The 12,815-nt window shown below is 36.2% G+C and carries 10 protein-coding genes and 1 pseudogene; 3 read left to right on the top strand and 8 right to left on the bottom strand.

The annotated features are described in order from the left end of the window. Nucleotides 1-20: 20 nt before the first annotated feature. The 3 genes from BCR23_RS12155 to BCR23_RS12145 all read right to left on the bottom strand — a co-directional run bounded on the left by BCR23_RS12155 (nucleotide 21) and on the right by BCR23_RS12145 (nucleotide 3,525). The gene (locus tag BCR23_RS12155; RefSeq protein WP_069635752.1) at nucleotides 21-626 is read right to left on the bottom strand and encodes a CDP-alcohol phosphatidyltransferase family protein; all 606 of its coding nucleotides are present in this window, start codon (nucleotides 624-626) and stop codon (nucleotides 21-23) included. A gap of 296 nt (nucleotides 627-922) precedes the next feature. Then, a complete protein-coding gene (locus BCR23_RS12150; RefSeq protein WP_069635751.1) occupies nucleotides 923-1,264 on the bottom strand; it encodes a YlbF/YmcA family competence regulator in 342 nt (113 codons plus the stop codon). A gap of 68 nt (nucleotides 1,265-1,332) precedes the next feature. Beyond that, nucleotides 1,333-3,525 (bottom strand): PBP1A family penicillin-binding protein, encoded by a 2,193-nt coding sequence (locus tag BCR23_RS12145; RefSeq protein ID WP_069635750.1) that lies wholly within the window; start codon nucleotides 3,523-3,525, stop codon nucleotides 1,333-1,335. Between the two features lie 493 nt (nucleotides 3,526-4,018). On the opposite strand from BCR23_RS12145, the gene BCR23_RS12140 reads away from it, so the two are divergent. After that, complete coding sequence (locus tag BCR23_RS12140) at nucleotides 4,019-4,975, top strand: endo-beta-N-acetylglucosaminidase family protein (protein ID WP_069635749.1); 957 nt, start codon at nucleotides 4,019-4,021, stop codon at nucleotides 4,973-4,975. Nucleotides 4,976-5,307: 332 nt separating this feature from the next. Next, complete coding sequence (locus tag BCR23_RS12130; RefSeq protein ID WP_069635747.1) at nucleotides 5,308-6,168, top strand: RluA family pseudouridine synthase; 861 nt, start codon at nucleotides 5,308-5,310, stop codon at nucleotides 6,166-6,168. 44 nt (nucleotides 6,169-6,212) lie between these two features. On the opposite strand, the gene BCR23_RS12125 is transcribed toward BCR23_RS12130, so the two are convergent. Further along, a complete protein-coding gene (locus BCR23_RS12125) occupies nucleotides 6,213-7,733 on the bottom strand; it encodes a phosphohexomutase domain-containing protein (RefSeq protein ID WP_069635746.1) in 1,521 nt (506 codons plus the stop codon). A gap of 37 nt (nucleotides 7,734-7,770) precedes the next feature. Then, nucleotides 7,771-8,226: an arginine repressor gene (argR, locus tag BCR23_RS12120; protein WP_069635745.1), complete on the bottom strand. Its 456-nt coding sequence runs from the start codon at nucleotides 8,224-8,226 to the stop codon at nucleotides 7,771-7,773. A gap of 356 nt (nucleotides 8,227-8,582) precedes the next feature. Here argR and BCR23_RS15030 point away from each other — a divergent pair. Then, a pseudogene (locus BCR23_RS15030) lies at nucleotides 8,583-8,897 on the top strand (transposase); the annotation flags it as partial. A gap of 727 nt (nucleotides 8,898-9,624) precedes the next feature. Here BCR23_RS15030 and BCR23_RS12110 read toward each other — a convergent pair. From BCR23_RS12110 to BCR23_RS12100, 3 genes are all read right to left on the bottom strand, one after another. After that, nucleotides 9,625-10,083: a hypothetical protein gene (locus BCR23_RS12110; RefSeq protein ID WP_069635744.1), complete on the bottom strand. Its 459-nt coding sequence runs from the start codon at nucleotides 10,081-10,083 to the stop codon at nucleotides 9,625-9,627. A 97-nt stretch (nucleotides 10,084-10,180) separates the two neighbouring features. After that, nucleotides 10,181-11,701: an ABC transporter permease/substrate-binding protein gene (locus tag BCR23_RS12105; RefSeq protein WP_069635743.1), complete on the bottom strand. Its 1,521-nt coding sequence runs from the start codon at nucleotides 11,699-11,701 to the stop codon at nucleotides 10,181-10,183. 1 nt (nucleotide 11,702) lies between these two features. Next, nucleotides 11,703-12,656: an ABC transporter ATP-binding protein gene (locus BCR23_RS12100; protein ID WP_069635742.1), complete on the bottom strand. Its 954-nt coding sequence runs from the start codon at nucleotides 12,654-12,656 to the stop codon at nucleotides 11,703-11,705. Nucleotides 12,657-12,815: the final 159 nt, after the last annotated feature.

The raw sequence follows: 12,815 nt of genomic DNA, 5'->3' as shown, positions 1-12,815 counted from the left end.
TACTTACTCCTTTAAAGAATCTAACGAATAATAAAAGCCAAAACAGCTCCCAGAAATGCTCCAAAAATCAACTTTCGAGGATCGACTTTTTTGATTTTTACTTTTGAAATAAACAAAAAACCAATAATCAATAACGCTGCTGGATAGATCAAAGAAATCTCAATATGTAAGCGTCCTGCAATAAAGAATAGCAATGGTATCAATGCTGCGCTGCTAGTTACTGGCAGCCCCTCATAATATTCACGACAGCTGCTAGACTGTTCTTTCCGTTCCATCTCAGTCACATTATAGTGAGCCAACCGAATCAAGGCTGCTAAAATATAAAATACAAATAATGGCAAATAAATTCCTTGTGTCAATCCAGATGCATAGCCTAAAACTGTTGGAAACACGCCAAAACTGATCAAATCAGCCAACGAATCAATCTGAATGCCGTAGTTCATTTCACTTTTTGTACGCTCTTTAAGATTTGCAACAAAGCCATCAAACATATCACAAATACCAGAAAGAACCAAACAAAAGATAGCTTCGACAAGGTGTTGAGTAAGTGCTAAATACATACCAACTACGGAAAAAATTGCATTTCCATAGGTCAGTATCACGGTGTAATCATAAATACCAATCATGCTTTTTGTTCCCCATTCATTTTTTCTTTACTATTACTATATCATTAAAATAGGGGAATTTGGGAGGTTTTTTGAAAGAATCTGCGACTTTTTATGAAAATTTGATAGAAAAAAGAACACCTTTATTGCATCAATAACTGATTTTTAAAGATGAATAGAAAAAATCTGGTGTTTTATTCAATGTTACGTAAGACAACTACTTTCCCACTATAAGTATACAAAAACAGGACAAAAACAGCTCTTCTTTTGAAGTTTCTGTTTTTGTCCTATTCTTAAGATATATTGTAATTTATTTTCTAGTCGTTGTATAAATCACGAATCGGTGTCATGATAATGCGATTCAAATCATTCACAATTAAACTAAATGCTTGCTCTTTTTGCATTAGCTGATTGATTACTTCTGCTTTTTGAACTTCAGTTGCTAATGTTTGTGCTTTTTCAGCATCTTCATCTGAAAATTCTTCTCCACGCATTTGTTTTTCTTGTAATCCTTGTTGGAAGGCTTGGAATTCTTTAAATAATTTGTAGGCTTCTTCATCTGCCTTCACTTCATCATAGGCTTGTTCCAAGGCTTTAAATTCTGCTAACTCACGGATTTCACGTTCTACTTGATTGGCTGTATCATAAATATTGCTCATTCAATCTCCCTCATTTCTACAAATTCTTCTCTTTGATTGTACCATTCTTTGATTCGTTTTCAAACCGATTATTCTCCAGTTAAACCGCCAAAAATGTCTTTTAGTCCATTTTTGGTATTGTTCCAACCTTCTTTGATTTTGCCGCCAATATCTGCAGCACCCTCTTTGATCTTCCCACCAATATCTTTAGCACCGTCTTTGACTTGACCGCCGATATCTTTCATACTGTCTTTCCATTCATCATTGTTTCCAGACGACACTTCACTAGCTGCCTGCATTTCGCCTCCTGTAGCGTAAGCATCAGCTACAGTAAATGGTGTTCGTGGAGTATTAGCCATAATCCCTTGCGCTTGACTACTAAAAACTGTCGAAGCGTGAGTAGCACTACTTCCTTGTAGATAATGGCTCTCACTTGTTTGCTCAAAACCTAACCATGTCGCAATAACTACATCTGGTGTATAACCTACCACCCATTGATCGTTGGTTTTATCTGTATCAAAATTGGTTTCAGTTGTTCCTGTTTTTCCTGCCATCACATAACCAGCTGGATCGGCGTTGACTCCTGTTCCAGAACTAAATACACCTAAAAGCATGCTAGTCATTTGATCTGCTACATCTTTAGTAATAATCTGTTTCTTTTTAGCGTTGGTATTATCTTCAATCACAGCCCCAGTTGAATCAACAATTTTTGTAATTAAATGTGCTTCTGACTGAGATCCACCTGTTGCAAACGGGCTATACGCATTAGCCATAGTCAATGGTGAAACACCTGTTTTCAATCCACCTAAAGCCAAACCATAATATTTATCTTCACTAGCTAAAGGAATACCGAATTTCTGTGTTTTTTCAAAGCCTTTATCCAAACCAATTTTATGCAAGGTCCAAACCGCTGGTAAGTTTAAACTTTCTCCTAGCGCTTGATACATTGGGACTTCACCAGCACTCGTTCGGCTATAGTTTTCTGCTGGATAATAACTTTGTGGTTTATCTTCTAAAATACTGTTTGGTTTCATACCCGATTCCAAAGCTGGTGTATAAACTGAGATCGGTTTTAAAGACGATCCTGGTGAACGTTTTGTTTGTGTGGCAAAGTTAAATCCTCTATAAACATGTTCCCCTCGTCCTCCTACAACACCTTGCACACCGCCAGTTTTTGGATCAAGTGCAACTGAACCACTTTGAACCATCGCCCCATCTTCTGCATTTGGCGGAAATAATGCATCATTTGCATAAGTTTGCTGCATAGATTCTTGATAGGTTTGATCTAATGCTGTATAAATTTTGTACCCTTTATTCAATAGATCTTCTTCTTTTAAGCCATATTTATTAACCGCTTCGTCAATGACCGCATCAAAATAATACGGGTATCTATAATCTGAATTTTTATCTGAGTAATTGTCAACTAACATGCTACCCATATCAACACCAGCTTGGGCATCTGCTTCACCTTGAGATAATTTTCCATTATTTACCATTAACTGTAACACTGTATTACGACGATTAACCGCATTCTCAACATAGTCAATCGGATTATAAATACCTGGACCTTTCAGCATCCCCACCAAAGTGGCGGCTTGACCCACTGATAATTCACTGGCACTAACACCAAAATATTTATGAGATGCATCTTCAATCCCCCAAACTCCGTTACCAAAGTAAGAATTGTTAAGATACATTTCTAAAATTTGTTGTTTATCGTATTTTTTCTCGATTTCGATCGCTAAGAATAACTCTCTTGCTTTACGAGTCATCGTTTGCTCTTGCGTTAAATAAGCATTTTTGGCTAGCTGCTGCGTAATCGTGCTACCTCCACCTCCGCCACCAATTTTTCCAAAGCTTAATTTCCCGACAACCGCACGAAAAAGACCTTTGATATCGTAACCATGATGGGTTTCAAAGTTTCGATCTTCTGTTGAGATCAAGGCTTCTTTGACATATGGAGAAATTTGATCGATGGTGACCACTGTTCCTTTTTGTCCAAACAGTTTCCCTGCTTCTTGTCCATCTTTGTCATAGATTACAGTAGATTCCTCTAGCCCTTTTTTTAGAGCCCCCACATTCGCCGATTTAGCTAATGTAAATAAATAGATACTAGTCACCAAAACGACAACTAAGCTCAAAAGTAAAACAATTTTATTGATTTGATATTTCTTCCAAATTCGCTTTCTCCAATGATGAAAACGAATCAAGTATGGTTTAACCCAAGTCCAAAAGCTTTTAAATCCAGCTTTGATTTTTTCTATAATTGTTTTAGTGTCCATAGTACTCCCTCTTATGTAAAAGTTTCTAAGCCATTTTAACATAGATTATCGTCTCTATTCATACGGCTTTAGCATGAAAAATTCCTATACTTCTTATTTTGCCTATTTTACCATGCTTTTCTTTTATTTTTATATAGAAAAACTTAAGAAAGCATCAAGAAATCAATGATTTTGTTCATTACATTAGTAGTATAGAGCGTCCATTCTTATTTCCGTTAAAAAAAAGTGCTGATTTCACATAACTTTGATCATAAAAAATTCATATCTTCCCTTTATTATATAAGTATACCAACAAACAACCCTAACAAAACACTTTTTCATTTTTTAACTCCTTTCCCCACTCTCCCCAAAGAGTGGGACTTTTTTTGTTCTCGGAAAATTTCTACCTATTAACGTTGACTAGCCCCTCTCTAATTGTCAATACAAACAATTTTATGCTACACTTAACTCGAATTGTAAACGCTTAACAAAAAAACAACAGAGGAGTGTTTTTATGTCTAAAAAGTTACCATTTTTACTTATTCCGATTTTCTTTTTACTGAGTATTGCCTTACTACCTAATCAATCCCATGCGACACAAACAAATCAAAAAGAGCCTATCATGATGGCTTATTATCGTACATGGCGTGATGTTACTATGCCTCATGATGCAAATTCCACATTACCTGATCAAAACGTCACTGCTATGACAGATATTCCAGAAGGTGTAGATATCGTCTCTGTCTTTCATTATGTAAATCCTGGAACAAATCAACAGAAATTCTGGGATACATTGAAAGATAGCTACGTTCCTACTTTACACGCCAGAGGAACCCGTGTTATACGAACAATTGATATCCGAGAAATTTGGAATGTTCCACATGTAGGGACTACTCCAACAACAGCTGAGTATGAGCAATATGCACAAAAACTAATTGATACCTATCTTACACCATGGAATTTAGATGGACTGGATGTTGATATGGAATCTAGTTTAACTGCTAAACAAGAAGAAATGGCTGCGGGCACCTTTAAAGCTTTGTCTAAAAAATTAGGCCCCAATTCCAATACCGGAAAGCTATTGATTTATGATACAAATAAAGATAATCATTCTTTATTTAAAAAAGTTGCTCCCTACTTTGACTATCTATTTATCCAAGCTTACGGACGTTCAGCTACTTCTTTAGACAACACATGGAACACATATAAAAATTCGATCACGCCCCAACAATTTCTTCCTGGTATCTCTTTCCCAGAAGAACAAGACCATAATCGCTGGAACGATACTGTAGGACCTTATGAAACCAGTCGCGCCTATGCATACGCTAAATGGAATCCAAAAGATGGACCAAAAGGTGGAATGTTTGCTTACGCAATTGATCGAGATGGCAAACAATTCGGCGATGATACTATCACAAAAACAGATTTCAACTGGACAAAACGCTTAATCAATACTCTGAAAAATAACTAACCGCTAGAATGATTGTGCGAAATTTAAGCACTACTTTAGAAAAAATTTACAGTTTTGAATAAATTAATACACAAAAAATTCATATTTACTTTGTATTATATAAACATACCAACAAACAACCCTAACAAAACACTTTTTCATTTTTAACTCCTTTCCCGTCCTTCCCCAAAGGACGGGTTCTTTTTGCGACTCACTGCGATCGGCTTCGTCAGAGTAGAAGTGAGCGCAGTTATCTAGAACCATCTTCTCAAAAAGCAAATAACTCTCCCTTCAATTCTCTCTCCCAATTTGTTAAACTAAAGATAGAACTCTATTGAAAAGGCGGAAAAAGAATGGAATTATCCATCCAGTTACCCAAGAATTTTAAGGAACAGACAGTTCGAGAACTGTTGGAACAAGAATGGTTAGTTCCACGTAAAGTACGGCACTTTTTACGAACTCGGAAAAATGTGGCAATCAACGGAGAACCTGCTTTATTCCATTTCCCTGTAAAAAGTGGTGATGTTATTACTTTGCTTTTTGAGCCAGAAGATTATCCAACTCCTGCAATCCTTTTAGGAAATAAATCCATAATTGATGTACTATTTGAAGATGAACACTTGATTATTTTGAATAAACCGATTGGAATGAAAACCCATCCCAACCAACCAGATGAAAAGGATACGCTACTTAACCATTTGGCCGCTTATTTAGCACCTAAAAATCAAGTACCTTATGTAGTTCATCGTTTAGATAAAGAAACGAGCGGGGCAATTTTATTCGCCAAGAATCCTTTTGTCTTACCAATTTTAGGTCGTTTATTGGAAAGTAAAAAAATCTATCGACGATATCAAGCTGTAGTTTCAGGGAACTTAGTAGAATCTTTGACCATTCGCAAAAAAATCGGTCGCGACCGACATGATCGTCGGAAACGAGTGATTGATGAGCGCCGTGGTGATGTAGCTGTTACTCATATTGAAGTTGAATCATATTTAAAAAAGACCAATCAGACCACTGTTTATTGCGTTTTGGAAACTGGGAGAACCCATCAAATTCGAGTGCATTTAGCAAGTATTGGGCATCCAATTTTTGGTGATCCATTGTATCATCCTAATTCTATTGGACGTTTGATGCTTCATGCTTATGAACTGCACCTAACCCATCCATTTACTGGAGAAATAATCACAGCAATTGCTGAACCTAGTTTATGGTAAGCAAAAAAGCTAGGAGAGAACTTTTTGTTCTTTCCTAGCTTTTATTATTTACTCAGTGCTTCATGTAATCTAGCTAAATCCAACTGTTTATACCCTTCAAAGAAACTAGCTAGTTCTTCTAAAACGTTTTGATTCATTCCAGCTTGATCGTTTTCAACTTGTAAAACTAATAATGGTTCATGTAAACTCATCCGTAGTAAAAACCAACCACTTCCATAATCATCATAAACATTCACTCGAATGCCTTCATGATTTTCAGGATCGATGTTCATCCCTCTTTGACTGTTCACAAAACCACTTAAATCTCGAACGACTTGTTCACCATACTCACGAACATTACTTGCCAAAATTTCAAAACGTAGTTCTTGGGTTTCAGTGGGTTGTTTTAATGAACTAATCAGCTCACCAATTGTTGTCCCTTCATTCTTTAAGCGTGGCAGTAGCATCAAGATTTTAGCAATAACATAGGCACCATCATCTAAAAAGTAGTTTTCTTTGAAAGCTGCGTGACCACTTGTTTCGATCGCTAATTGCGTATCTATTCCTTCTTCATTTAATTCAATCATTTTATTGATTACATTACGGTAGCCGGAAATATAGCGGACTTGTTTACCACCAATGGATTCAATAAAATCTTTCAAATGACTTGACGTTGGTGAGTTTGTCACAATACTGCTGCCTGGAAACTCTTCCAAAACGATTGTTGCTAAGACGGCAATTAAATTGTTTCGATTGATCACTTCACCAGACGCATCTACTATTGCTGATCGATCCACATCAGTATCAAAAATCACACCTAAATCCGCTTTATTTTTTAATACTGCCTGCTGAATACTTGCCATTGCTTCTTTATTATCTGGATTGGGAATATGATTTGGAAACATTCCATCTGGTTCTAAAAACTGAGAACCTGTGATATCTGCGCCAAGTGTCGCTAAAACTTTTTCAGCAAAGAAGCCACCTGCTCCATTACCTGCATCCACTATAATATGAAAGCCTGCTAGTGGTTTTTCTTCTGTTGTTTTCATACCTTTACGAATTTTATCCGTTAAATCAGCGGAATAGTCATCTAAAATTGTAGTTTTCCTGACTGAGCCTTTTCTTTGAAGTGCAGGTTGTTCAGCATGTGTCAAGATATAGGCAATATCCGATTTTTCCGCTCCGCCAGATTTAGTAAATAATTTTAATCCGTTGAAATAATAAGGTAGATGACTGGCTGTAATCATAATCGCTGCATCACAATCATAGTGAGAAAATTGGGTGGCCATAAACATTGCTGGCGTTGTGGCTAAACCAAAATCCAAAACTTCTACGTTTTGCTCAACGAAGCTATCAATCAATGCTTGTTTCAAACGATCCGCTGAAATACGGCTATCATGACCGATACCAATTTTTAATTTTCCTAATTGATGTTTTTCTGCTAAATGTTTTTCATCGCGAAGCCAATGAACCATTCCTACTGCAATTTTCCCGACTTGTGCTGGTGTTAAGTTCGCTGTTTTTTCTTCATGATCTACTGCGATTCCTCTTATATCCGACCCGTTTTGTAACGCTTTCAAATCCATGTAACCAAATCTCCCTTCATTTTTTGATTGGTTAGGCTTAATCCATCATCGCTTCAAAACGTTCAACAACGGCTATTGCGTCATCTTCTGAACGAGCAATGATAATAATCGTATCTACTCCTGCTACGGTTCCAGCAATTTCTTCATAACTGACTTCATCTAAAAAATTCGTCACAACATCTGCTGCGCCCATATCAGTATGGACAATTACCATAAATTGGACACGTTCCATGCGAATCACTGAATCTTTCACGGATTCTTTTAGTTTTTCCTCACTACTGGACGCTTGTTGTTGAGAAAATAAGGCATACTTCACTCGACCGTCTGATCCGTGGGTTTTAACAATGCTCATCTCACGAACGTCTCTTGAGACAGTTGCTTGCGTTGCTTTGACCCCAGATTGTTCAAGAAGTGCAATCAAGTCGTCTTGGGTTTCTATTTCATTTTCTGTGATCAATTGTTTAATCAACAGCTGTCGGTCTGCTTTCTTCATGTCAACACTTCCTGTTTTTAGTTGTTTTCTTTATTATAGCGAAAGTCTGGGAAATTTGCATTTCTTTTTGGTAAAAATTACTTTATTATGAGAAAAGTAAGGATAAAATGATGAAAAAAGCCTTCGATCCCTCTTGTGACCGAAGGCTCGAAGCTTTAATTCATAGTGTAATTTGTTGTATTTTTTTGCTATTTTACTTTTGGTGTTAATATCAAATCTTATACAACTTTTCGTAGAGACAGAAATATATTAAACTTATCTACGAGAGGATTATTTTCTATGACCAGATACACAGAAGATTTTAAAGAAATGATCATTGAATTAAATGAAACAGAACGTTCTGTTCGAAGTTTGGCGAAGGAATGCTTCTACATACCGATTTAGGTAGCCAATACACAGCTTTAGAAAGAAGTCGAGGAATGGCTTAAAGCTAAAATAAGGCATTCCTACAGTCGCAAAGGAACCCCTTATAATAATGCTACAATTGAATCATTTATCGCCTCATAAAAAAAGAAGAAGTATATGTGACTACGTACTCAGATTTTGAAAAGGCAAATCGTGCATTATTTAGTTACATTGAAGGTTTTTATAATCGTAACCGAATCCATAGTTCTATCAATTATTTAACTCCTCAGGAATTTGAAGACCAGGAAAAAGTTAAATTGTCTTAATTGTCTCTACTAAAAACGGCCCAAGACATTGACCTAGATCCATTATCGCTTTTGTCCTGCTTTATTGCATAGGAAAAGCGATCCTTGAAAGATTTGCTAAAAGATATCGCTTCGAAGATAGTAGTCACACTTGTAGCTTACTATATTATCGAAGTGATTAAAATCTTTGTCACTTCTATTTTTGAGTAAAAAAAGACCACTATCTGAACCGCTAAAGTAAGATAGTAGCAATGTAGTACACTTTCGAGCTTTAGTCAATATTCAACTAAAGAGTCAGTGTTATCAGCACTGGCTTTTTTTGTAATCGTAGTGATTATCGATTACCTTCTTGTTTATTATACCTTATAAAGTATACAAAAAACAACTTATCCTAGTTATTCTACAAAAGATTTCAAATCAATTTCGATGCTGCAAATAAAAATTTTAATCACAAAAATTGAACGCACATTCTCAAAAGGCTATAAAACGAATAATTTAGAGGAGGAGATTTCCACGGGACTAAAACTACCTGAACAAGAAAGAAAAATAGAGGTACCCTGACTTCGACTCTTAGCGAAAATGAACTACTAGATAACCTTGAATTGATTTTTGGAAAAAACATGATTTCACTCAAGAAATCAAACGGATCACCCTTTCCAAACCTACCAATATAAATAAAAAACAAAGTACAACAAGTTGATCATTCACCTTGTGTACTTTGTTTTATTTTTACTCTAAGCCTAAAAAATCAAACAGCATATTTCCTTGCAAATTCGTTCATACTTGGCAACACGATCCCTACCATGATCAGACTAAAAATCACTCCGCCGATTGCCCACGAAAGCAGCTCGCCTTTACTAATAACAGGAACAATCATTGATAACCACAACATAGTCGTTAATCCGACAGCTAGTATAAAAAATAATGTTCCATTATATTTTTTCACTTTTGTAATAAAGACATCTTTATAGAAACGGTACTCCATGTAAATGACAAAGGTTTCTGCTACTATCACCGCAAGTACCTGAACTAGAAGAAAACTACTTTTCGGGAATGGTGAACCAAATAATGTCATAATTAGGTTCAATACTATCACCAGCACTGGCAACAAAATCGTGCGCCATTTCCTATTCAAAATGTTATAGTATCCCCAAAATGATTTTTGTTGAATACAGTTTAGCTTTTGCTCCATATTTTCTTCATACATACCAACATCCTCCTTTTTTCAGTTAGACTCTCCTTTTACCTAATAATATTAAAAGTACCACATCAAAATAAAAGATTCTATATCTTTTAAGAAAATATTAATGTTTCTCTAACAGCTCTTGTTTCACCAAATAATCATGTGCAACAGTCGCTGGATCTTTTTGCTCCACATTGACTTGGTAGTTCATCTCACTCATCTCTTCTTCCGTAATTTTACCAACTAAAGGCTGCAATAATTCCTTTAATTCCGGATATTTCTTAAGAGTCTCAGCTTTCAACAACGGTGCTCCTTGATACGGTGGAAATAGTTGTTTATTATCTTTTAAAATCACCAAATCGTATTGCTTCAATTCGCTATCTGTTGAATATGCATCCACCACATTGACATCCCCATTATTGATTGCTTGATAGCGTAAGGATGGCTCCATTGATTTCACATCTAAATTCAAGTTATACAATTTTTGTAATCCTTTATAGCCATCATCACGGTCAATAAACTCTAAAGTAAAGCCAGCTTTTAACTGATTTTCAACTTTTTTCAAATCTTCGATCGTGTTCAAACCATTCTCTTCCGCAAATGATCGTTTAACCGCTACAGCATACGTGTTTTGGTAACTCATAGGTTCTAGATAATCCATATTTTCTTGTTTTTTGATTTGGTCACGTGCATACTCATACACTGCTTTTGGATCTTTTGATGTATTCTTGTTATCCTTCAAAAATGTTTCTAGAACTGTTCCCGTAAACTCAGGATATACATCAATTTCTCCAGATTTTAATGCATTAAATAAGAAACTCGTTTTACCAAAGTTTGTTTTTAAGTTTACATGGATGTCACTATTGGCTTCAATCAATTCTTTGTACATATTGATTAGGATATCTGGTTCTGCCCCTAATTTCCCTGCAATTGTGATTTGTTTTTGTTCTGCTTCTTGATGGGTGTAGACAAATGACCCCGCCAATAACGCTAATAAAACCATAAATGCCGTTGTGATCCGTTTAACTGTGGCTTTCTCGAGTAGGTGAATTCCAAAGTTAAACAGGACAGCCAATACAGCCGAAGAGATGGCGCCAATCAAAATAAGATACACATTGTTTCGGTCGATCCCGAGTAAAATAAATGTACCTAACCCACCTGCACCGATCAAAGCCGCAAGTGTTGCTGTACCAATGATCATCACTGTCGCCGTGCGAATCCCAGAAATGATGTACGGCAATGCTAACTGTAGTTCAAACTTAATTAGCTTTTCTTTTTTATTCATTCCAAATGCTTCTGCGGCTTCTTCTAACGACGGATCGATTTCAGTCAAGCCTGTATAGGTATTTTGCAGGATCGGAAATAGAGCATAAATCACTAAAGCAACGATCGCTGGCGGACTCCCTATGCCTATAACTGGAATCAATAATCCGAGTAATGCTAATGATGGGATCGTTTGGAAAACTCCTGTGATTTGCAAGACAAATTCAGCCGCTTTTTTATAATTCGTCAGTAAAATCGCAAGCGGAATTGCCAAAAGAATTGCAATCAGTAATGACAATAAAGATAGTTGAATGTGCTCAACAACAGCTTGTATAAAATCTTCTTTTCGGGCAACGAATGTTTCTATTAGTTTTCCCATATTATTGATCACCTTTTTCTATCTTTGTCTCTAAAAAGCGTAAAATCGTTCGATCTGTGATTTCACCGATAGGTACTTTCTCATCAATAAGTACAACAGTTTCCCCCTCTATAAGTAAACGAATCACAGTTGGTAAATCTGTGTCTAAATTGACTGTTGTTTCGCTATCCACTTGTCCATCTTCTATAAACCCAGATTCTAATACGTCTTCTGCGCAGTAATTTTCCAAATTGGCATGTTCATGTTGAAAGAACTGCGCCACAAATTTATTAGCAGGATGACTTTTGATTGCTTCTGGAGTATCTGTTTGAACGATTTTCCCATCCTTCATCACGCAGATACGATCCCCTAAAAGTAAGGCTTCATTCATATCATGGGTTACAAAAACAACTGTACTTGCTAATTCTTTATGCAACTCCTTGATCAATAATTGCAGTTGTCCTCTTGAAATCGGATCTAATGCGCTGAAAGGTTCATCCATTAAAATAATATCTGGTTTCGCTGCAATTGCCCTTAAAATGCCGATACGTTGCTGTTCACCACCAGATAATTCAGCAGGTTTTCGGTGTAGATATTCTTCTGGAGGTAAGCTGACTTTTCTCAGTAATTCTTCCGTTCTCTCCCGTCTTTTCGCTTTGCTCCAGTGTCTCATCTCTGGTATCAATTCGATGTTTTCAGCAACGGTTAGATTTGGAAAAAGTGCGATTTGTTGCAGGACATAGCCAATAGTCAACCTTAGTTCTTTCAGATTGTAATCGATCAGCCGTTTGTCGTTAAAGTAGATATCACCATCGGTTGGTTCAATCAATCGATTGATCATTTTTAAGGTGGTCGTTTTCCCACTACCGCTAGGACCTACTAATACAAAAAATTCGCCGTCTTCAATCGAGACATCAAAATTATTTAAAACGAATTGATCGTTGTATTTTTTGGATACGTTTTGAAAATTAATCATTTGTTCACCTCATTTTTTTCTTGTATGGCTCTGCTATCTAGCTTTAGAAAAATCTTCCTTATTTTTAAGTATGTTTATAAGTATACTTGAAAATGTTATTTGTTTCTAACGACTTGTTTCTATTGTACAGAAAAAAACCTGACAACTGTCTGTCAGGTT

It is taken from the genome of Enterococcus quebecensis, assembly GCF_001730365.1.
Taxonomy (GTDB): domain Bacteria; phylum Bacillota; class Bacilli; order Lactobacillales; family Enterococcaceae; genus Enterococcus_L; species Enterococcus_L quebecensis.
The sequence above is the reverse complement of the archived record's forward strand: the minus strand, read 5'-3'. Positions and strand labels throughout refer to the sequence as shown.